Origin of the sequence: Rhodococcus wratislaviensis, from assembly GCF_900455735.1 — a bacterium.
Taxonomy (GTDB): domain Bacteria; phylum Actinomycetota; class Actinomycetes; order Mycobacteriales; family Mycobacteriaceae; genus Rhodococcus_F; species Rhodococcus_F wratislaviensis.
On the sequence record NZ_UAUI01000013.1, the window covers coordinates 52,272 to 72,205 of the forward strand.

Annotated in this window: 21 protein-coding genes; 15 read left to right on the forward strand and 6 right to left on the reverse strand. The window is 69.2% G+C overall.

The annotated features are described in order from the left end of the window. Nucleotides 1-21 precede the first annotated feature (21 nt). From DTA22_RS18950 to DTA22_RS18965, 4 genes are all read left to right on the forward strand, one after another. A complete protein-coding gene (locus tag DTA22_RS18950) occupies nt 22-1,272 on the forward strand; it encodes a molybdopterin-dependent oxidoreductase (RefSeq protein WP_112300565.1) in 1,251 nt (416 codons plus the stop codon). A 1-nt stretch (nt 1,273) separates the two neighbouring features. Next, nucleotides 1,274-1,786, forward strand: coding sequence for a hypothetical protein (locus DTA22_RS18955; RefSeq protein WP_112300566.1), 513 nt, complete (start codon nt 1,274-1,276; stop codon nt 1,784-1,786). After that, entirely contained in the window at nt 1,783-2,442 is a 660-nt protein-coding gene (locus tag DTA22_RS18960) for a methyltransferase domain-containing protein (RefSeq protein WP_174233826.1), read from the forward strand. Before DTA22_RS18955 ends, DTA22_RS18960 begins: the two co-directional genes overlap by 4 nt. A gap of 86 nt (nt 2,443-2,528) precedes the next feature. Continuing rightward, nucleotides 2,529-3,197 carry a hypothetical protein gene (locus DTA22_RS18965; protein WP_037229322.1) on the forward strand — a complete coding sequence of 223 codons (669 nt, stop codon included), beginning with the start codon at nt 2,529-2,531 and terminating at the stop codon, nt 3,195-3,197. Nucleotides 3,198-3,235: 38 nt separating this feature from the next. Here the strand turns inward: DTA22_RS18965 and DTA22_RS18970 are convergent, their stop codons facing one another. Continuing rightward, nucleotides 3,236-4,648, reverse strand: coding sequence for a hypothetical protein (locus DTA22_RS18970; protein ID WP_112300567.1), 1,413 nt, complete (start codon nt 4,646-4,648; stop codon nt 3,236-3,238). 20 nt (nt 4,649-4,668) lie between these two features. Here DTA22_RS18970 and DTA22_RS18975 point away from each other — a divergent pair, with 20 nt between their 5' ends. Genes DTA22_RS18975 through DTA22_RS18990 form a run of 4 tightly spaced genes read left to right on the forward strand, consistent with a single transcriptional unit; the run spans nt 4,669 to nt 7,877 of the window. Then, entirely contained in the window at nt 4,669-5,475 is an 807-nt protein-coding gene (locus tag DTA22_RS18975) for an S-methyl-5'-thioadenosine phosphorylase (RefSeq protein WP_112300568.1), read from the forward strand. Next, on the forward strand, nt 5,472-6,539 hold the full coding sequence (locus DTA22_RS18980) for an NAD-dependent epimerase/dehydratase family protein (protein ID WP_112300569.1): 1,068 nt from the start codon (nt 5,472-5,474) through the stop codon (nt 6,537-6,539). Before DTA22_RS18975 ends, DTA22_RS18980 begins: the two co-directional genes overlap by 4 nt. Then, on the forward strand, nt 6,532-7,206 hold the full coding sequence (locus DTA22_RS18985; RefSeq protein WP_112300591.1) for a glycosyltransferase family 2 protein: 675 nt from the start codon (nt 6,532-6,534) through the stop codon (nt 7,204-7,206). Before DTA22_RS18980 ends, DTA22_RS18985 begins: the two co-directional genes overlap by 8 nt. Beyond that, on the forward strand, nt 7,203-7,877 hold the full coding sequence (locus tag DTA22_RS18990) for a TIGR04282 family arsenosugar biosynthesis glycosyltransferase (RefSeq protein ID WP_112300570.1): 675 nt from the start codon (nt 7,203-7,205) through the stop codon (nt 7,875-7,877). The genes DTA22_RS18985 and DTA22_RS18990 overlap by 4 nt, the downstream gene beginning before the upstream one ends. A 7-nt stretch (nt 7,878-7,884) precedes the next feature. Here the strand turns inward: DTA22_RS18990 and DTA22_RS18995 are convergent, their stop codons facing one another. Further along, the gene (locus DTA22_RS18995) at nt 7,885-8,574 is read right to left on the reverse strand and encodes a TetR/AcrR family transcriptional regulator (RefSeq protein WP_245973377.1); all 690 of its coding nucleotides are present in this window, start codon (nt 8,572-8,574) and stop codon (nt 7,885-7,887) included. A 219-nt stretch (nt 8,575-8,793) separates the two neighbouring features. Here DTA22_RS18995 and DTA22_RS19000 point away from each other — a divergent pair, with 219 nt between their 5' ends. From DTA22_RS19000 to DTA22_RS19015, 4 genes are read left to right on the forward strand one after another with little or no spacing between them, the layout of a single operon-like run. Next, nucleotides 8,794-9,699, forward strand: a complete 906-nt coding sequence (locus DTA22_RS19000; RefSeq protein ID WP_112300571.1) for a metal-dependent hydrolase — start codon at nt 8,794-8,796, stop codon at nt 9,697-9,699. Then, nucleotides 9,699-10,766 (forward strand): PDR/VanB family oxidoreductase, encoded by a 1,068-nt coding sequence (locus DTA22_RS19005; RefSeq protein WP_112300572.1) that lies wholly within the window; start codon nt 9,699-9,701, stop codon nt 10,764-10,766. The genes DTA22_RS19000 and DTA22_RS19005 overlap by 1 nt, the downstream gene beginning before the upstream one ends. 26 nt (nt 10,767-10,792) lie before the next feature. Next, nucleotides 10,793-11,743 (forward strand): oxidoreductase, encoded by a 951-nt coding sequence (locus tag DTA22_RS19010; RefSeq protein WP_112300573.1) that lies wholly within the window; start codon nt 10,793-10,795, stop codon nt 11,741-11,743. 37 nt (nt 11,744-11,780) lie between these two features. Then, a complete protein-coding gene (locus DTA22_RS19015; RefSeq protein ID WP_037229171.1) occupies nt 11,781-12,950 on the forward strand; it encodes an alpha/beta fold hydrolase in 1,170 nt (389 codons plus the stop codon). Here the strand turns inward: DTA22_RS19015 and DTA22_RS19020 are convergent. Next, nucleotides 12,919-13,857, reverse strand: coding sequence for a phosphatase PAP2 family protein (locus DTA22_RS19020; RefSeq protein WP_052032978.1), 939 nt, complete (start codon nt 13,855-13,857; stop codon nt 12,919-12,921). The genes DTA22_RS19015 and DTA22_RS19020 overlap by 32 nt on opposite strands. Nucleotides 13,858-13,863: 6 nt before the next feature. Then, the gene (locus DTA22_RS19025; RefSeq protein ID WP_112300574.1) at nt 13,864-14,649 is read right to left on the reverse strand and encodes a crotonase/enoyl-CoA hydratase family protein; all 786 of its coding nucleotides are present in this window, start codon (nt 14,647-14,649) and stop codon (nt 13,864-13,866) included. Nucleotides 14,650-14,728: 79 nt separating this feature from the next. On the opposite strand from DTA22_RS19025, the gene DTA22_RS19030 reads away from it, so the two are divergent. The 3 genes from DTA22_RS19030 to DTA22_RS19040 are packed head-to-tail and all read left to right on the forward strand — an operon-like array spanning nt 14,729 to nt 18,002. After that, nucleotides 14,729-15,340 (forward strand): TetR/AcrR family transcriptional regulator, encoded by a 612-nt coding sequence (locus tag DTA22_RS19030; RefSeq protein WP_112300575.1) that lies wholly within the window; start codon nt 14,729-14,731, stop codon nt 15,338-15,340. Beyond that, entirely contained in the window at nt 15,337-16,974 is a 1,638-nt protein-coding gene (locus DTA22_RS19035; RefSeq protein WP_112300576.1) for an acyl-CoA dehydrogenase family protein, read from the forward strand. The genes DTA22_RS19030 and DTA22_RS19035 overlap by 4 nt, the downstream gene beginning before the upstream one ends. Beyond that, complete coding sequence (locus DTA22_RS19040; protein WP_112300577.1) at nt 16,971-18,002, forward strand: crotonase/enoyl-CoA hydratase family protein; 1,032 nt, start codon at nt 16,971-16,973, stop codon at nt 18,000-18,002. The genes DTA22_RS19035 and DTA22_RS19040 overlap by 4 nt, the downstream gene beginning before the upstream one ends. Nucleotides 18,003-18,098: 96 nt before the next feature. On the opposite strand, the gene DTA22_RS19045 is transcribed toward DTA22_RS19040, so the two are convergent. Together DTA22_RS19045 and DTA22_RS19050 are read right to left on the reverse strand one after the other, a co-directional pair. After that, the gene (locus DTA22_RS19045) at nt 18,099-19,364 is read right to left on the reverse strand and encodes an RNA polymerase sigma factor (protein WP_112300578.1); all 1,266 of its coding nucleotides are present in this window, start codon (nt 19,362-19,364) and stop codon (nt 18,099-18,101) included. 5 nt (nt 19,365-19,369) lie between these two features. Continuing rightward, entirely contained in the window at nt 19,370-19,810 is a 441-nt protein-coding gene (locus tag DTA22_RS19050) for a YciI family protein (protein ID WP_037229185.1), read from the reverse strand. Between the last annotated feature and the right edge of the window lie 124 nt (nt 19,811-19,934).

The window sequence follows — 19,934 nt, forward strand, 5'->3', positions numbered from 1 at the left end:
AGCCGGAGGGATTGATACACCATGACCGACCACTCTCGCGGCCCACGATTACGCAGTCCACTGCGCGGACCGTGGCTGACCTCGGTATTCGGCCTCGTACTGCTGATCGGGCTTCCGGTCGTCATCGTCACGGGACTGCTCTCGTACATCGCGTACGGGCCTCAGTTCGGGCAGGCCCGTCCCGGCGACGTCGGGTGGCTGCACCTTCCGTACTTCGCGTGGCCCACCCGGCCGTCGTGGTTGTACCGGCTCACGCAGGGGCTGCACGTCGGGCTCGGACTGATCCTGGTGCCGATCGTGCTCGCCAAGCTGTGGTCGGTGATCCCGAAACTCTTCGTGTTTCCGCCGGTGCGGTCGCCGGCGCAGGCGCTCGAACGTCTGTCACTGATCGCCCTGGTCGGCGGCGCGCTGTTCGAGATCATCACCGGGGTCCTGAACATCCAGTACGACTACATCTTCGGCTTCGACTTCTACACGGCCCACTACTGGGGCGCGTGGGTCTTCATCGCCGGGTTCGTGACGCACACGATCCTGAAGGTGCCGTTGATGGTGAGGTCGCTGCGTTCCCGGTCGTTCCGGGACATGCTGCGCACCTCCCGCGCGGACACGCACCCCGAACCGCCGGACGAGAACGGCCTCGTGGCCGAAGACCCCGCCCCGCCCACCATCAGCCGCCGCGGCGCCCTCGCCCTGGTCGGTGGCGGCGCCGCGCTGGTCGCCGTCCTGTCGGTCGGGCAGACCACCGGCGGGTTCCTGCGCAATGCCGCGCTGCTCCTCCCCCGCGGTCGCTCGTACGGCGACGGCCCCAACGACTTTCAGATCAACCGCACCGCTGCGGCCGCGCAGATCACCCTGGAGCAGATCGGCGACACCTGGCGTCTCTCGGTGACGGGTGGTGCGGCACCCGTGCAGCTGAGCCGAAGTCAACTGCGCGCCATGCCGTCGCACACCGCCTCTCTTCCGATCGCGTGCGTCGAGGGATGGTCCACCACCGAGACGTGGACGGGCGTGCGACTGCGTGACCTCGCGGACGCCGCCGGGGTGACGGCGTTCGCGTCGGCGAAGGTGACGTCGCTGGAACGGTCCGGGGCGTTCAACCAGGCGGTGCTCACGTCGGATCAGGTGCGCGACGCCGACGCCCTGCTCGCCCTGGCGGTCAACGGCGCGGACCTGTCCCTCGACCACGGCTACCCCGCCCGGATCATCGTTCCCGCCCTGCCCGGCGTCCACAACACCAAATGGGTGCAGGCCATCGAATTCCGGGAGGCGTGAGATGCGCCGATTCGCCCGCTTCTACGGCGCTAACCCGCTGCATCTGCTGGCCGTGCTGTTCAGCTTCGCCCTCGCCGGATATGCGGTGGCGGTGGTGGGTCCGCAGAATCTGTGGAATCAGGACGTGTGGTGGAAGTCCATCGCCGTATGGTTCCTCGGCGCAGTGATCGCCCACGACCTCGTGCTGTTCCCGCTGTACGCGCTCGCGGACCGATCCTTGGCGTCCGGGCTGAACGCGATGCGGGGCAGGAGAACTGCCCGACCGCCGTCGGTTTCGGCACTGAACTACCTTCGGGTACCGGCGCTCGCGTCCGGGCTCACGCTGCTGCTGTTCCTGCCGGGAATCATCGAGCAGGGCGCCGACGCGTATCTCGCGGCGACGGGGCTGACGCAAGAACCGTTCCTCGACCGCTGGCTGCTGCTCACCGCCGCATTCTTCGCAGTGTCCGCCATCGCGTACGCCACCCGGCTCGCGTTGTCCCGCAAGGCTGGTGACACCGTGAGCGGCTCATGAGGAGAACGGACGTATCCACGGACCTCCTGATGCGGCGTGCGTCGGCGGGACTCCCCTGCTGGGTGCGCGACGCACGGGGAACGCGTCGCCCGCTGCCGGTGGGCCGGTGGATGGGCGGGGACGCATCCTCGCTCTCCGATCGGATCGCGGACCGGGTGATGCTCACCGGTTGTCACGGCGCCACCGTGGACCTCGGCTGCGGACCGGGCCGCCTCACCGCGGCACTCATCTCGGCCGGCTTCGCGGCGCTGGGTGTCGATTCATCCTTCGCCGCAGTACAACTCACGATCCGACGCGGCGGCCTCGCGCTGCACCGGGACATCTTCGCGCCGCTTCCGCGGTCCGGGCACTGGGACCGGGTGCTGCTCGCCGACGGCAACATCGGCATCGGCGGCGAACCTGTGCGGGTTCTCCGTCGCGCACGAGAACTGTTGCAACCTCACGGAATTGTGATCGCCGAGGTGGATCCGCCGACCACGCCGGGGGTCCGTCACGAGTTGCTGCGCTGGGAGACGGATCATTTGGCTGGAGAGTGGTTCGCTTGGGCGAGTGTGGGTGTCGCGGCGATGTCCGGGGTCGCACGCGCTGCCGGACTGAGCGTCATCGATGTTCTGCAGCACGCCAATCGGTACTTCGTGCGGATGGAATGGGCGTAAGAGCTCCCATCCGCCGGCGGAGTCGCACCGAATACCTAGTGAACATCCACCCACCCCCCTTCCTCCGGAAAGGTTGTTTGATCATCATGTCGAACTATCGAAAAGCACTCGTAGCAGCGGCCATCGGCGCCCTGGCACTGACCCCGCTCGCGGCGTGCTCGAGCAACGATTCGAATGCGGCGTCGAATGTGAGCGCAGCAGCATCCTCGCAACCCGCACCCGTCGCCCAGGTGGACAACCTGACCGGGGTGAGTACCGCCGTCGCATTGGATTCCGGCTTCACCGGAGCCCTGACGACGCTCGGACTCACCCCCGGAGTGGTGGGTACGGCGGCGCTCGCCGACGGATCGGTCAGCTTCCCGATCACCGGCGGCAACGTGAAGTACTGGGAGCCGGGCACGGTCGATCCCTACGTACAGGGCGAGATCATGCACGACGGCAGCGGATTGTCGTTGGCGGCGCCCGGCACCGTCGTCGAACTCACCGATTTCGCGATCGACCCGGGAACGTCGCTGCTCACCGGCGACGTCAGCGTCAACGGTGCGTCGGCGGCCACCGATGCGGTGTTGTTCGATCTCAACGGCCGCACGTTGAAGCCGCTGCAGACAGGACCGAACGACACGGCGATCCTGCAGGGAACCGAGGTCAAGATCTCGGAAGACGCGGCCGGACTGCTGAACGAGACGTTCAAGACCGACGCCGTGAAGCCGGGGTTGCTGGTCGGAATCGCCACCATCACGATCGCGACCAAGTGACCGTCTGCCCCCGAACGGCACCTCGGATGCGCCGGCCGTCACCAGTTCGTGAACAGCAGATGGTTGACGGCCAGCGCACCGGCGGCCTGCACCGCGAGCCAGAACCGGTGGCTTCCGCGCGGCAGGAGGGCGGGGGCGGCGAGAAGCCACACTTCGAACGGCAACCAGATCCGCTCGGTCTCCGCCTTGCTCAACGCGCTCAGGTCCGCGATCACCACCGCCAGCAGCGCCGAGAGCACGAGGACGGGAACCGGCGACCGCGCCCGCACCCGGGACCAGGCGAACGCCCGGGGCAGCGCGGCGGGCACCGCCAACCCCACCGCGCAGACGAGCGACGCGAAGTTGGCCCAGCCCCAGTAGGCGAAGGGGCGATCCGACGCGATGCCCTGGTAATACCGTTCCTGCACCAGCTGGTAGCCGTCGAACCACCAGAATCCGTACAGCGTGAACACAGCCGCCACCGCGAGCGCGCCGGCGAGAGCGCCGACCAACGGGCGGGCCGTGCGCGCGATCACCAGGACGGCGACCGCCGGAATCGCCATCAGTGTGAGCCCGTAGCTGAGGTAGACACCGAAGCCGAGCAGCACGCCCGCCGCCACGGCGACGAGCGCGGGGATCGGGACGGTCCGGGTCGCGGACAGGGCCAGCAGGGCGATCCCCCACGCGACCACGCCGGCGAACAGTGCGTCCGCCGACACCGCCACCCAGATCGCGGCGGGTGCGAGGACGAGGAAGGGGGCCGCGCGCCGAGCCATGGCCTCGTCACCGAGCGCACGGATCGCGACGATCACGGCGGCACCGGCGCTGGACCCGACCGCGACGCACAGCGCGGACGCCCAGGCACCGCCGTCGAGCCCGATCCGGTCGAGCCAGACGAACGTCAGGAGCGCACCGGGCGGATGCCCGGACACGTGGGTGGTCCACGAATCGGGCTGCAGGTCCAGGATCCGGTCCGCGAAGCCGCGCAGCGTCGCGGGGATGTCCGTGACGCGAGGAACCTCGTGGAGATACTCGTCGGTGGAGGTCAGGCGCCCGGCGAACCCGCGCTGCCAGCCGTCGACCAGCGCGAGCGCCATCGCCCACAGTGCGGACCCGAGCCACACTCCCACCGTGAGACGACGCCACGCCAGCGTCTGCGCCAGGCCAGGCCCCCACAACACGACCGCCGCCGCGACCGCGATGGCGATCGGCGTCCCCCACCCGACGTGCACGTCGCGGAATCCGAACAGCGGCGCGGCGTCCGCGAAGTCCCGCACACTCTCCGCGGTGCGGTGGACGATGGGGGTGATCGTCTCGTTTCCCAGGCGCGGGACGACGAACGCGACCACCACCAGGATCAGTGCGAGCGCGGCGCCCACGACGTCGCGGTACGGGAAATTGCGCTCCTCGGCGCGCTGCGGGGATCCGATGACGTCATCTCCTTCGGCGAAAGTCGCACTCGCGCCCAGCATAACGACGGAGGATTGACTGCATGACCGCAATGAGTGCACGCGAACCGGCCCGCGCGGACGTCGCCGTGATCGGCGGGAGCGGCTTCTACTCGTTCTTCGACGAGGACGCCGCGGAAGTCACGATCGACACTCCGTACGGCAACCCCAGCGCTCCGATCACGGTCGGCGACGTGGAGGGCAGGCAGGTGGCGTTCCTCCCCCGCCACGGCTCCCGGCACGAATTCGCGCCCCACACCATCCCGTACCGCGCGAACCTGTGGGCGCTGCGCACGCTGGGCGTGCGGCAGGTGTTCGCACCCTGCGCCGCCGGCAGCCTCACCCCCGACCTGGGACCGGGCTCGATGGTCGTGCCCGACCAACTGGTCGATCGCACCAGCGGCCGCACGCAGACGTACTTCGACGGGGGCGGCGTGCACGTCCAGTTCGCCGACCCGTACTGCTCCGACCTACGCAAGGCCGCCGCCCGGCCGGGCACCGTGGAGGGCGGTGTGCTGGTGGTGGTCGAGGGGCCACGGTTCTCGACCAGGGCGGAGAGCGTGTGGTTCGCCCGGCAGGGCTGGACCCTCGTCAACATGACGGGCCACCCCGAGGCGGTCCTCGCCCGGGAACTCGAGATGTGCTACGCCACCATCGCTTTGGTCACCGATCTCGACGCGGGGATCGAGTCGGGGGACGGTGTGCGCGCCGTGGACGTGTTCGCCGAGTTCCAGCGCAACCTCGGGCCCCTGAAGACGCTGGTGCGGTCCGCGATCGCCGCCGCCCCCGAAGGCCCCTGCGAAACCTGCCGCGTCCACGAGGGTGTGAACCTGCCGATCGAGCTGCCATGACGGAAACACGGGTACTACTCACTGGTGCAGCCGGATTCATCGGCAGCCACGTCCGCACCGCGCTGACCGACGCCGGCCACGACGTCGTGGCCGTGGACGCGCTGCTCCCGTCCGCGCACGGTGCCGACGTCGAGCCGCCGGACGGTGTGCGACGCGCCGACGTCCGCGACCTCTCCGCTCTGATCGAACTGCTGAGGGGTGTCGACGTCGTGTGCCATCAGGCCGCCGTCGTCGGTGCCGGTGTGGATGTGAGCGATGCCCCGGCCTACGCCAGCCACAACGATCTCGGTACAGCGACACTGCTCGCCGCGATGCACGAGTCGGGTTGCGGGAAGCTGATACTCGCGTCCTCGATGGTCGTCTACGGGGACGGCAGGTATCGCAACGGGCGGGGCGAGTTCGTGGAGCCGCTCGCCCGCCGGACCGAGGACCTGGCCGCGGGAATCTTCGACGAGAGGGATCCCGACACGGGCGATCCCCTGGAGTGGACACTCGTGGAGGAGGATTCGCCTCTGCGGCCGCGAAGTCTCTACGCCGCAGGCAAGGTCGCCCAGGAGCACTACGCACTCGCCTGGGCGCTGGCCACCGGCGGTTCCGTGACGGCTCTGCGCTATCACAACGTCTACGGCGATCGCATGCCGCGTGACACCCCGTACTCCGGGGTGGCCGCGATGTTCCGTTCCGCCCTCGAGAACGGCGACCCTCCGCGCGTGTTCGAGGACGGTCGGCAGACAAGGGATTTCGTGCACGTCCACGACGTCGCGGCGGCGAACGTGGCCGCGGTCGAGGCGGCCATGCCGGGATTCTCGGCGTTCAATGTGTGCTCGGGACAACCGATCACGATCGGCGAGGTGGCCGCGACACTCGCGCGTTCGTACGGAGGGCCCGAACCCGTCGTCACCGGCGAATACCGACCCGGCGACGTGCGGCACATCGTCGCCGACCCCCGCCTGGCCCGCGAGCGGCTGGGCTTCCTGGCTCGGATCATGCCCGCCGAGGGGATCGCGGCGTTCGCGCACGCACCCCTGAGGGATGCTGCGCCGGCGGGACCTCCCCATGTCTGAGCGCGCGCCGATCTCAGCGCGGGACGTCACCGTCGTCATCCCGTGCATGAACGAGGCCGGGTCCCTGCCCGGAGTGCTGGCCGCGGTGCCCCGCGACTACCGGACGGTGGTGGTGGACAACAACTCCACCGACGACACCGCCGCGGTCGCGGGCACGCACGGCGCGACGGTGGTGTGGGAGCCTGTCCCGGGATACGGTGCGGCCGTGCACTCCGGGGTGCTGGCAGCGCAGACTCCGGTGGTCTGCGTGCTGGACGGCGACGGCTCGATGAACCCGGGCGAACTGCCTCGACTGGTCTCCGCACTGGAGTCGGGCGCCGACCTCGCCGTCGGGCGGCGCCGCGCCGATCGGCGTGGAACGTGGCCGCTGCACAGCAGGATCGGCAACGCCGTCGTCGCCGCACGACTCCGACGCCGGTACGGCCTCCCGGTCCACGACCTCGGGGCGATGAGAGCCGTACGCAGGCAGGACCTCCTCGCGTTGGGGGTCGACGACCGCAGGTCGGGCTATCCGCTGCAGCTTCTCGTGCTCGCCGGCCGCGCCCACTGGCGGGTCGCGGAGCGCGACATCACCTACCGGCCGCGCACCGCCGGCGCGTCGAAGGTGTCGGGTTCACTGAAGGGCACCGTCGTCGCCGTCCACGACTTCTGGAAGGTGATCGGATGATCCTCGACGTTGCAGTACTGGTGGTCGCGAAGGCACCGGTGCCCGGGTTCGCGAAGACCCGGCTCGCGCGGGACGTCGGCGACGCCCGGGCCGCCGACCTCGCCGCCGCCTCGCTGCTGGACACCCTGGACGCCGTCACCGGCGTCCGCGTCGCGCGGCGGGCGGTGGCGATGACCGGCGATCTCGGCCGGGCCGTCCGGGGCACCGACATCGCGGCGGCGTTGGACTGTTTCACGGTGCTGCCGCAACGGGGTGCGGATTTCGCGGAGCGATTGGTGAATGCCCACGCCGACGCGTTCGCCGCGTTCGGCCTGCCGATTCTTCAGATCGGTATGGACACACCGCAGGTGACGGCGGAACTGCTCACGGAATCGGCGGACCTGCTCACCGAGCGGAAGGGCCGATGCGTCCTCGGACTCGCGGAGGACGGCGGGTGGTGGATCCTCGGCGTGCCCGACGCGGTCGCGACGGAGGCGATACGCCCGGTCCCCACGTCGAGCCCGGACACCGGACGCCTCACCCGGGAGGCCCTCCTCGCGGCAGGCGCCGAGGTGCTGTCGCTGCCGACGCTCCGCGACGTCGACTACGCGGCGGACGTCGCCCCGGTCGCCGCCCTCTGCCCGGAGTCCAGTCGCTTCCGCCGTGAGTACTTGTCAACCGCGGGCGGTTGACAAGTACTCACGGGGCGTTGATGCGGGCAAGTGCGAGGTAGAGCGGTTCGGTGGGATCGAGTTCGATCCCGTTACGGCGGAGGAATGCGTCGAGCACGCCCCACACGAGGGGCGCCACCTGGCCGACGAAGTACTCGGTGTCCGGTTTCGCGGAACCCTGCGACGACTCGAGCCACAGGTCGGTGGTCGAGACCATGATCCCGACCGCGGCGCGGGCGGTGAACCGGACGTCGGAAACTTCGGCGGACACGGACTCGAAGATCGTCGACGCGACGCCGGCCAGCCGGTCGGTGAGGTCGCGCTCGACGTCGAGGGACAGGGCGGATCCCGCGCCGTCCTGCTTCAGCTCGCCGTCCGCCAGGAAGCGGAAGACGTTCGGGTGCTCGGCGACCACTTCGGCGTAGCCGGTGATGGCGTGGTTCAGCGCCTCGTGCGGTGTGGTGAGCAGGAAGTTGAATTTGGGTGCCACCAGCTTGTAGACGTCGCGGGTGGTGCGGTCGGCGATGGCCTTGTAGAGGTCGGCCTTGTCTGCGAAGTGCCGGTACAGCCGGGGCTTCGTCGCCCCCGCCTCCTTGGCGATGTCGTTCATGCTCGGGCGTGGGCCGTGCGTGTCGATCACCCGGTAGGCGGCGTCGATGAACTCCTCACGGGCGCGTGCCCGCCGGTCCCACGACCGCGGGGTGTCTGTTTCTGCCACTTCGCCTGGGCTCCGATTGCTCGTTGGACCTGTGCCGATACCCAGGGTACGGGACCGTGTTCCGACAACGGCAGTAGTGGTTGACACCGCAGTTCGCCGGTGTGACACTCGACTCGCACAAAACGTAACCGCGAGTAACGCTCATCGTGTCTCGCGGTACCGGCGGCCACGCGGCCGAACGGCGCCCCTCGCCCGAAGCCGACTTCGAGGAGATCACTGATGGCACTGCGGAACGGAAAGAAGGCCGACGCGATCGACGTCGACCCCGGTGACGTGACCCTGCAGGCACGCAACGTGAAGTTCGACTGGTCCCGGACCCCGCTGCACTGGATTCCCGGCGAACCGATCGCCTCCCACACACTCAGCGCGATCAACCTGATCCTTCCCGAGGGGGAGCGGTGGTTCTGCGCGACGTTCACCGAAGCCCTGCCCTTGATCAACGACGACCGACTCCGCGCCGACGTCCGAGGGTTCATCGGGCAGGAAGCGATGCACGCCGAGACCCACAACGTGGTGCTGTACGAGTTCCTTGACGCACACGACGTGGATCCGCGGCCGTTCGTGCTGCAGTCGGAATACCTCATGAGGAAGGTGCTGGGCCGCAGGGAGATGGGCAGCGCCCGCGCTCAGCGTCAGCAGCTCGTCGAACGGCTCGCATTCATCGGCGCCATCGAGCACATGACGGCATTCCTGGGCGACTGGATCCTGAACGCGCGCCTCGAGGACTTCGACGCCGACCCCGCCATGACGGACCTGTACCGCTGGCACGGCGCGGAGGAGGTCGAACATCGCAACGTCGCTCACGACGTCGCCATGTACTTCGGGGTGGGGTACGTCCGGCGCAACCTCGCGATGCTGGTGTCGTATCTCGCGTTCCTGGTGGTGATGACGCGCGGGCTCAAGTTCATCGTGCACGCCGACCCGACGATGCCCGATCGCGGCTACTTCTCCCTGTGGATGGGGCTGCTCGTGGCGATGCGCCGAGGCTCCCTGCCCGGACTGTCGAGCCTGTTCCGGGGCGCCCTCCGATACCTCGACCCCCGGTACTCACCGCAGGCCGAGGGCGACACGGCGCAGGCGATCGCCTATCTGGCCAAGTCGCCTGCCGCGAGGGCGGCGGCGTAGTGACTCCGACGTATCCGGCACCGACCTCCGTACCGGGCGATCTGTGGGGGAAGCGGCAACGCGACCCGCTGCTGCGTGCCGTCGCCGGTGTCGCCACCGCGTACATGCGGTCGCTGCGCTTCCTGTACCGCACCGACATCACCCCACCGGTCAGCGTCGGCTGCCGGCGGATGCTGGTGCGTGAGCGCAGAGTGGTGGCGCACGACGAGAACGTCGTGAGCCTGACCCTGGCCGCCCCCGACGGCGGCGAACTCGACCGGTGGCGGCCGGGCGCGCATCTCGACCTCGAACTGCCGTCCGGGCGCAGGCGTCAGTACTCTTTGTGCGGAGACCCGGCGGACAGTCGCGCGTACACCATTGCGGTGCGGCGCATTCCCGACGGCGGCGGGGGCTCGCTCGAGGTCCACGACGTCCTGCACCCCGGAGCGTCGGTGAAGGTCCGCGGCCCGTACAACGCGTTCCCCCTGGCGTTGCCCGGACACGGATCGACCGCCGACGGCCTGCACTTCGTCGCGGGCGGAATCGGGATCACCCCCATCCTCCCGATGGTGCGTCTGGCCCATCGCCTCGACCTCGCCTGGTCGATGGTCTACACCGGCCGTAACCGGGAGTCGCTGCCCTTCCTGGACCAGCTCGAAGAGTTCGGCGACCGGGTGGCGGTGCGCACCGACGACGACGGCGGAATGCCTACCGCAGCAGAGCTGCTCGGCGCGGTGACCGATACGTCCGCGGTGTACTGCTGCGGCCCGATTCCGATGATCGAGGCGATCGACGACGCCCTGCCGTCTCGTGTCGAGTTCCACTACGAGCGGTTCTCGCCCCCGCCGATCGTCGACGGGCGGCCGTTCGAGGCCGAACTCGCCCGCACCGGTGAGGTGGTGGAGGTCCCCGCCGACCGGACTGCGCTCGACGCGATTTCCGAAGTGCGTCCCGGGCTTGCCTTCTCCTGCCGGCAGGGGTTCTGTGGAACCTGCGCCGTCGGCGTTGAGCACGAGGGCCGGACCTCCGGCCAGATGCTGCTCTGCGTCGAACGCACCCAGGGCGAGCGCGTCGTCCTGGACATCTGACCGCACCCCGAGGAGACGGTTCCTTCATGACACCACTCGACAACAGGCACTTCGGGTTCGACGACATCCCCGACCAGTGGGGTAAGACCGTCCTCGTCACCGGCGCGAACAACGGCCTCGGACTCCACGCCGCGACGGCCCTCGCCGGTGCGGGCGCGACGGTCCTGCTCGCGTGCCGCAATCTGCAGACCGGCGCCGCCGCACTCACACGGATCCGCAAGGCGGGCGGCGATGCCGAGCACCAACTTGTTCCGCTGGACCTCACCGACCTGTCCTCGGTCCGCGACGCGGCGCAGCACGCCTGCGAGGTCGCAGCGCAGATCGACGTGCTGATCAACAACGCGGGCCTGATGGCCGTCCCCTTCGGCCGCACGACCGACGGGTTCGAACTGCAGATCGGCACAAATCATTTCGGGCACTTCGCGCTCACCGGACAGCTCCTCCCGGCACTCCTCGGCGCTCCCGCACCGCGGGTGGTGACCCTCGCGAGCATCGCGCACCGCCGCGGCCGGATCGTGCTCGACGACCTGAACTTCGACCGCCGCAAGTACACCCGGATGGGCGCGTACAACCAGTCGAAGCTCGCCAACCTTCTGTTCAGTGGCGAATTGGCCAGGCGCAGTGCGGCCGCCGGACTTCCGCTCCTCTCGGTGGCGACGCACCCCGGCATCGCCGCCACCAATCTCTTCGACTCGATGGTCCCGCCGATCCCGGGGGCTCTCGCCGTGACCCACCTCGGATTGCGGGTGATCGGCAACGACGAGAAGGACGGCGCGCTCGGACAGCTGTACGCGGCGACCATGCCCGACGTCCGCACCGACGACTACCTGGGCCCGAACGACCTGTTCGGAGTTCGCGGACCGGTGGCGCGTTCGCCGCGCACCGGTGGGGCACGGAACACGAAACTCGCGGCGGCCCTGTGGGAGAAGTCCGTGGAGGTGACCGGGGTGGAGTACACCCAGCTCGCCCGCGCGTAGCCGGGCCCCTCTGCTCCCGCGCGTACCATCGGTGTGGATGTCGGAGAGAATGACACGCCATCCGTCCACCGTGGCCGACTGGAACGACGACCGCCGCAAGGCGCGTCTGCATGCGACACGGCTCGGTCACCAGTGGCAGAAATTCGGTCGCACCCGGCGCTTCCTCGCCGCGGTCGCGCTCGGGACCGTCCCCCTGCTCCTGGCCGGAGGACAGTACTGGGTTCACGACGTGCAACCCGAACGCGAGCGCCTCGCACTGACCCAGCCACAGATCCACGAGGTGTACGACGCGCAGTCGCCCGCCGACCACGACACCGCCGTCGTCGACCTCGTCGGGCTGGGCAACAAGGATGCCACCGACACCGCCCGCACCCTGTCGTCGTACGACCGGATCGGGCGGGTATGGGCGGTCCAATACGACAACGGCGGTATCGACACCAAGGTGATCAGCGAACTGATCGCCACCCGCGCGGCCGACGAGGGCATCGACAACATCGTCCTGTCCGGGCACAGCATGGGCGGCGTCGTCGCGCTGGAAGTCGCGCAGCACATCTACCAGGACACGGACGCCAACCTCATCGGAGTGGTGCTCGACTGCACCCCGGTGGACCTGCACGCCGTCCGGGCCGGAAGCCGGGACAGCGGCGAGGACATGCTGCGGTGGATCGGCTGGCTCCCCGGTGCGCGGGAGAGCCGGACGATGCGCCTGCTGGTGGAGACCGCGGCCCGGCAGAGCAGGTTCCTCGACACGAAGTCGGACTGGTATCCGCACGTCGACGTCGACGAGTTCCGGGACGTCATCGACGAGGTCCTCACCGAGAAGGTGCTGTCGGAGGACGTGGCGAGCAACGGGCTGATCGAATCGCAGTTCAAGACCATCGTCGCGTCCGGTGCCATCGACAACCTGAAGTCGCTGGCGGCGGAGACGGACGACAAGCCGCGGCCCGGGATCGTGTTCGTGCGTCCCCGCGCGGGGTGGAAGGACCCGGTGGTCGACGTCGACTACACGCAGAAGATCCTCGTCGAACAGTCCGGCGGGACCGACGGCGCGCTGCTGGTCGCGAAGCTCGACGGGACCGGCCACGCGAATCCGAACCAGCAACCGGTCGCCTACAACGAGGCGATCGTAGGCCGCATCCTGCCCTTCCTCCAGCCCATTCTCGACGAGGTGTCGGTCACCAGCGACGCCGCGGGCGGCCGGCGGTGACGACTCGGCGGGGCCACGCCGTCGTCCGGGACTCCCACGCCCGTGCCAGCAGGATCGCCAGGCCCAGGTACGCCCATCCCGCCAGCACGTCCACCACGTAGTGCTCGCCGCCGTAGACCAATACGAACGCCATGGCGAGCGGGTATGCGGCCAGCAGCGCCCGCGACCACACGTTCTTCGCGAACGGCCAGAGCGCGACGGCGACGAGCAGGGCGAACGCCGCGTGCAGGGACGGCAGCGCGGCGACGGGGTTGCTCTGCGCCTCCAGCCACCGCGTGCTGACATCCGTGGGGACCACACCGAATCCGAATCCGGCGACGCGGCCCACGCTGCCGGAGATCACGTCCCCCTCGGCAGCGAGCCACGGAGGAACGGACGGCAGCAGGATGTAGGTGACCAGGCCGAGATACGACAGCAGCAGCACCCGCCGCATGTACCCCGACCACAGGTCGCGCGAGTACGCGTAGAAGACGGCCGCGACCACCCACGGAACGATGAAGTGGCTGGTGTAGACGATTCCCGTGAGCAGAGTCCACCACGGCAGCTCACCCGCCGGGGGCATGAGATTCTCCTGCAACCACACCGTGGGGATGGTGCCCCCGAAGAGCCAGCTCTCCACGGACACCAGTTCCTCCGCCCGCACCGGCATCCCGAGTTCATGGGCGAAGCCACGGCTGAGGTCGTACACGACGAGAGCGGCGATGAGCGGCAACCAGTCCCGCACGACGCGCAGATGGTCCTGCCACGGCCGGTCGATCGTGAAGGCGACGAGGCCGGCGACGATCCACGTCGCCTGGTAGATGCGGTCGGTGGGCAGCCCCAGCGTGTAGATCGTGACGCCCAGCGCGAGCAGGTACGCACACCAGACCGTGCGCCGGAACCTCACCCGTGAGTAGTTGTTAACCACGGGCGGTTAATAAGTACTCACGGGCGCAGCATCACCGTGCCTGCCTGCCCCGGCGGCGAAGCGTGCTGCACCCTCGACCGTTCCGTTGGCCAGAGAGATCGCACCGTGCCGGAATTCGTTCAGCATGGCCTGATCCTCGGTCAGTCCCGACTGCTCGAGCAGCGACAAGCGGTCCTGCCGCAGGCACACCTGGGGCAGGCCGGCGATCTCGGCGGCCAGTTGCCGGGCGGCGGTGAGCGCTTCCCCCGCCGCGACCTTCCGGTTGATCAGCCCGATGCTCAGGGCCTCGTCGGCGTCGACCGGCCGTCCGGTGAGGACGAGGTCCATCGCGCGGCTCTCCCCGATGAGCCTCGGCAGGCGGACGGTTCCGCCGTCGATGAGCGGCACGCCCCAGCGCCGGCAGAACACCCCGAGGACGGCGTCCGCACCGGCGACCCGCAGGTCGGCCCACAGCGCCAGTTCGAGACCGCCTGCCACCGCGTGCCCGTCGATCGCGGCGATCACCGGTTTGGACAACCTCATCCGGGAGATGCCCATCGGCGCGTCTCCGTCGGGCGCCACGCGATTCCCGGTTCCGGAACTGATCGCCTTGAGATCCGCTCCGGCGCAGAATGTTCCGCCCTCACCGTGGAGCACCGCGACGGACGCGCCCTCGTCCGCGTCGAATGCACGGAAGGCGTCGGCGAGTGCATCGGCGGTGGGCCGGTCGACGGCATTGCGGACTTCGGGCCGGTTCAGGCTGATCGTCGTGACCGGTCCGTCCTTGCGGACAAGTACCACGTCGGAAGTCATCGCGTGCGCCTTTCCTCGCTGGTGTAGCCGACGCTAGCACCCTTGACGGAAGAACGGAACGGGTGTTCACTCCTTGAATATGGCCTACCGGCGCACACCCGCCGTCCAGGAACGCCTGGACGCACTCCGCACCACCCTCATCGATTCCGCGATCGGGCTGATCGCCCGCCACGGTTACACCGGGTGCTCGATCTCCGCGGTCGCGGCCGAGGCGGGGGTCGGCACCGGCACCGTCTACCGGCACTTCTCGAACAAGGGCGAACTGTTCGCAGAAGTCTTCCGCATCGTCTGCAGTCGCGAGGTGAGCGCCGCCGTCGAATCCGGCAACGCCGCCCGCGGCGCCGAGGGTCGGTGCGTCGCAGCAGTATCCGCCTCCGTCGGCACATTCGCCGAACGCGCGCTGCGCGCCCCCACCCTGGCGTACGCGCTGCTCGTCGAACCCGTCGACCCGCAGGTCGACACCGAACGCCTCCTGTTCCGCGAGTCGTTCCGCGACGCCCTCGCGGTCGCCATCGCCGCCGCCGTCGAGGCCGGGGAGATCCCGGACCAGGACGCGTCGGTGACCGCAGCCTGCATCGTCGGAGCAATCGGCGAAGCGCTGATTCTGCCCCTCGCCCGCGGTGCCGCCGACGAAGCGATCATCCCCGCCCTGCTCACCTTCACCCTTCGATCCCTCGGGAGCCCGACATGAGTGCCACACACGAGGTCGTCAACCAGGTGCCGCCACTGGTCAACTTCGACGCGGCCGATTACGCACCGATCCTCGAAGCGCTGCAACGCGAGGGCGCACACGACGCGCTCGAGGAACTGCACGACGTCGGACGCCTCGCCGGAAGCGAGGAGGCGCAGCGCTGGGGCGACCTCGCCGAGGCGCACCCTCCCGTCCTGCGCACCCACGACCGCTACGGCAACCGCATCGACGAGGTGGAGTACGACCCCGCCTACCACCAGCTGATGACCACCGCCGTCGAGATGGGCCTGCACGGCGCACCGTGGGCCGACCCGCACCCGCGCGCCCATCTGGTCCGGGCCGCGAAAATGGCCGTGTGGGGCCAGGTCGACGCCGGTCACGGCTGCCCGATCTCCATGACGTACGCCGTCGTCCCCGCCCTGCGCCACAACCGTGAGCTGGCGGAACAGTACGAACCGTTGCTCACCGCCCGGGTGTACGATCCGGCGCTGCACCCTCCGCTGACCAAGGCCGGACTGATCGCCGGGATGTCGATGACGGAGAAGCAGGGCGGCTCCGACGTCCGCGCGGGCACCACCCGCGCGGTGCCGCAGTCGGACGGCAGTTATCTCCTGACCGGGCACAAGTGGTTCACGTCGGCGCCGATGTCCGACGTGTTCCTCGTGCTGGCCCAGGCGCCGGGCGGTCTGTCGTGTTTCTTCCTGCCCCGGGTGCTGCCGGACGGCACCCGCAACCGGATGCACCTGCAGCGCCTCAAGGACAAGCTCGGCAACCATTCCAATGCCAGCAGCGAGGTCGAGTACGACGAGGCCGTGGCCTGGCTGGTCGGCGAGGAAGGCCGCGGCGTTCCGACCATCATCGAGATGGTAAACATGACCCGCCTCGACTGCACCATCGGCACGGCCACCGGCATGCGTGTCGGCACCGCGCAGGCCGCGCACCACGCCGTGCACCGCAGCGCATTCGGCGCCCACCTGGTGGATCAGCCGCTGATGCGGAACGTGCTCGCCGACCTCGCCGTCGAGTCGGAGGCGGCCACGACCGTCGCGCTGTGGCTGGCCGCGCTCACCGACCGGGCGACCGCCGGCGACGAGCACGCGAACACCCTGCGTCGCATCTCGCTGGCGGTCAGCAAGTACTTCGTCTGCAAACGCGGTCCGATCCACGCGGCGGAGGCCCTGGAATGCCTGGGCGGCAACGGGTACGTGGAGGAATCGCGGATGCCGCGGCTGTACCGGGAGGCTCCCCTGCTGTCGGTGTGGGAAGGATCCGGCAACGTCGCCGCCCTCGACACTCTGCGTGCGATGGCGAAACAGCCGCAGACGCTTCAGGTCTTCTTCGACGAACTCGATTCCACCGCGGGAGCCGACGCGCGACTCGACGCCGCCGTCACGAACCTGAAGGCGAGTTTCGGCGATCTCGACACGCTCGAGCACCGGGCGCGGCGGGTCGTCGGCGACATGGCGCTCGCCCTCCAGGGGTCGTTGCTGATCCGCCACGGACACCCCGCTGTGGCCGACGCGTTCTGCGTCAGCCGGCTGTCCGGCGACTGGGGCACCGTGTTCGGGACGTTGCCGACCGGCGTCGACACCGCCGCCATCATCGACCGCGCCACTCCCAAGGTGGGGGCGTGACCGGCCCCGGCGACCACGCCGGCACCCGCCCTGCGGCGTGGCGCGACGGCTGGGACGAGGGCGGCGATTCCCTGTTCGCGGATCGTGAACCGGATCGGGCGGACGACCCGACGGAGTATCGGACGCTCACCTACGAGGTGACCGGACGCATCGCCCGGATCACGTTCAACCGTCCCGACCACGGCAACGCGATCACCGCCGACACTCCGGTGGAACTCGCCGCCACCGTGGAACGCGCCGACCTCGATCCCCGCGTCCACGTGATCCTGCTGTCGGGGCGCGGTAAGGGATTCTGCGGCGGATACGACCTGGGCATCTTCGCCGAGCACGGCGGCCACACCGGCGAGGGGCCGGACCGCACGACGGGCACCGTGCTCGATCCGATCGTTCAGGCGCGCAACCACAATCCGTTCGGCAACTGGGATCCGATGGCCGACTACGCGATGATGAGCCGGTTCAACCGCGGGTTCGCGAGCCTGCTCCACGCGAACAAGCCGACGGTCGCGAAGATCCACGGATTCTGCGTCGCCGGCGGCACCGACATCGCGCTGTACTGCGACCAGATCGTCGCAGCGGACGACACGAAGATCGGCTATCCCCCGACCCGGGTGTGGGGTGTGCCGGCCGCGGGCATGTGGGCGCACCGTCTCGGCGACCAGCGGGCGAAACGACTGCTCCTCACCGGCGACTGCATCACGGGACGGCAGGCGGCCGAGTGGGGACTCGCGGTGGAATCGGCGCCCGCGGAGGAACTCGACCGCCGAACCGAGGACCTCGTCGAGCGAATCGCGAGAATGCCGATCAATCAGCTGATGATGGTGAAACTCGCACTGAACAGCGCACTGCTGGCGCAGGGCGTCGCCAACTCGACGATGGTGAGCACCGTCTTCGACGGGATGTCCCGGCACACCCGCGAGGGGTACGCGTTCCAATTGCGCTCGGCCACCGTCGGATTCCGAGAGGCCGTCCGTGAACGCGACCAACCGTTCGGCGATCACAAGTCGCAGCAGCCGCAGCCGGGATCCTGATCGACCGGCGCGGGACCCTCCGACGGTTGCCCATCGAATCGCCGGATGCGCACGCAATAGCATCGGTTTCCGGCGAATCCGTGCGCAACCGTGCGATCAGGGGCGCGGATCCCCGTGCTCGGACGCGGCGGCGGCGCGGGCCATGAGGAGGTTCCGTTCACGGCGAGTGGGCGCGGTCGCCGCGGCGTCCTCGAGGGTCCGGGCCGCCTCGTCGTAGCGGCCGAGGCGTTCGAGGACTTCGCCCCGCACGGCGCCGTAGAGGTGGTGCCGCGCCAGCCGAGGGTCGTCCCGCACGGCGTCGAGCGCAGCGAGCGCGGCCTCGGGCCCGTCCGAATGCAGCAACGCCACCGCACGGTTGAGTTCCACCACCGGCGACGGCGCCACCTGCGCCAGCGCGTCGTACAGGGCGACGATCGCCTCCCAGTCGGTGTCCTCGAACCGTGGCGCTCTGGCATGACACCCGGCGATCGCGGCCTGCAGCGAGTAGGGGCCGAGCGGGCGGCCGAGCCCGACAGCCCGTTCCAGTGCAGCATTGCCGTGCGTCAAAAGGGTTCGGTCCCAACGCGACCGGTCCTGATCCTGCAGCAGGACCGGCTCACCGTCGACACCCACGCGGGCGGCGAACCGTGAAGCCTGCAACTCGGTGAGCGCCACCAGTCCGTGCACCTCCGGTTCCCGGGGCAGCAGACCGGCGAGAACACGGGCGAGCCGCATCGCCTCCGACGCGAGATCACGCCGAATCCAGTCCTCGCCGGATGTGGCGGAGTACCCCTCGTTGAAAACGAGATAGACCACCTCGAGCACCGCCGACAACCGCGCCGGAAGTTCCTCGCGTGCGGGCACTTCGAACGGCACCTTCGCCTCCGACAGCGTCCGCTTGGCCCTGCTGATCCGCTGACCCATCGTCGCCGAGGGGACGAGGAACGCCCGCGCGATCTCGTCGGTGCGCAGACCCCCGACCAATCGGAGGGTCAATGCCACACGCGATTCCCGGGGAAGCACGGGATGACACGCCACGAAGACCAGAGCCAGCAGGTCGTCCTCCACGCCGTCGACGGCGTCCGGCGCGGGCATCGCACTCGGCGGTTGCGCGGACGGATCGGCGGCGATCGCCGTGTACTTCGACTGCCGCGACCGCTCCCGGCGAATACGGTCGATCGCCTTGTGCTTGGCGGTGGCCGTCAGCCACGCACCCGGTTTGTCGGGGACGCCCTGCTCCGGCCACTGTTCGAGCGCGAGCACGAACGCATCCTGAGCGATCTCCTCGGCGATCCCGACGTCACGGACGAGGCGGGCGAGCGACGCGATGAGGCGCGGAGACTCCATGCGCCACACCGCCTCGACCGTGCGCTGGACATCCACCGGACTCAGCCGTTCGGGTGCTGCTCACGAATCCGCGCCGCGAGTGCCTCTTCCTTCTCCCGCAGTTCCGGCGTGAACTCGTCCCCGAAATCCTCCGACTCGAAGATCGGCCGCACCTCGATCAGCTGGCGCAAACCGGTGCCGGAGTCGGCGGGGCACTTCTTGACCCACTCGATCGCCTCTTCGAGGGATCGCACCTCCCAGATCCAGTAGCCCGCGATGATCTCCTTCGACTCGGTGAACGGGCCGTCGACCACCGACGTCGTGCCGCCCTCGAACACAACCCGCGCCCCGGCGCTGGTCGGCTTCAGACCCTGGCCGTCGAGCATGATGCCCGCGTTCACCAATTCCTCGTTGTACGCACCCATCGCCGCCAGCATTTCCTCGGTCGGGGCGATCTTGTCTTCGTCGGCACCTGCACCCTCGATCATCACCATGACTCGCATGATTTCCTCCTCGATTGTGGTCGGTCCAGGCCTTCTTGCCGTGGACTCACACAGTACGTCGAACGGGCCACCACGGATTTCGACATTCGTGCCCCGTGAGTACTTGTTAACCGCCCGCGGTTAA

Bases quoted from the DNA above. Each gene is read 5' to 3' on its own strand.
- DTA22_RS19025 (WP_112300574.1), bottom strand. From the start codon at position 14,649: ATGACTTCCGACGTGGTACTTGTCCGCAAGGACGGACCGGTCACGACG.
- DTA22_RS18980 (WP_112300569.1), top strand. From the start codon at position 5,472: ATGACGGAAACACGGGTACTACTCACTGGTGCAGCCGGATTCATCGGC.
- DTA22_RS19050 (WP_037229185.1), bottom strand. From the start codon at position 19,810: ATGCGAGTCATGGTGATGATCGAGGGTGCAGGTGCCGACGAAGACAAG.
- DTA22_RS19015 (WP_037229171.1), top strand. From the start codon at position 11,781: ATGTCGGAGAGAATGACACGCCATCCGTCCACCGTGGCCGACTGGAAC.
- DTA22_RS18960 (WP_174233826.1), top strand. From the start codon at position 1,783: ATGAGGAGAACGGACGTATCCACGGACCTCCTGATGCGGCGTGCGTCG.
- DTA22_RS19010 (WP_112300573.1), top strand. From the start codon at position 10,793: ATGACACCACTCGACAACAGGCACTTCGGGTTCGACGACATCCCCGAC.
- DTA22_RS18990 (WP_112300570.1), top strand. From the start codon at position 7,203: ATGATCCTCGACGTTGCAGTACTGGTGGTCGCGAAGGCACCGGTGCCC.
- DTA22_RS19035 (WP_112300576.1), top strand. From the start codon at position 15,337: ATGAGTGCCACACACGAGGTCGTCAACCAGGTGCCGCCACTGGTCAAC.
- DTA22_RS18975 (WP_112300568.1), top strand. From the start codon at position 4,669: ATGACCGCAATGAGTGCACGCGAACCGGCCCGCGCGGACGTCGCCGTG.
- DTA22_RS18985 (WP_112300591.1), top strand. From the start codon at position 6,532: ATGTCTGAGCGCGCGCCGATCTCAGCGCGGGACGTCACCGTCGTCATC.
- DTA22_RS19000 (WP_112300571.1), top strand. From the start codon at position 8,794: ATGGCACTGCGGAACGGAAAGAAGGCCGACGCGATCGACGTCGACCCC.
- DTA22_RS18950 (WP_112300565.1), top strand. From the start codon at position 22: ATGACCGACCACTCTCGCGGCCCACGATTACGCAGTCCACTGCGCGGA.
- DTA22_RS18965 (WP_037229322.1), top strand. From the start codon at position 2,529: ATGTCGAACTATCGAAAAGCACTCGTAGCAGCGGCCATCGGCGCCCTG.
- DTA22_RS19030 (WP_112300575.1), top strand. From the start codon at position 14,729: ATGGCCTACCGGCGCACACCCGCCGTCCAGGAACGCCTGGACGCACTC.
- DTA22_RS18970 (WP_112300567.1), bottom strand. From the start codon at position 4,648: ATGCTGGGCGCGAGTGCGACTTTCGCCGAAGGAGATGACGTCATCGGA.
- DTA22_RS18955 (WP_112300566.1), top strand. From the start codon at position 1,274: ATGCGCCGATTCGCCCGCTTCTACGGCGCTAACCCGCTGCATCTGCTG.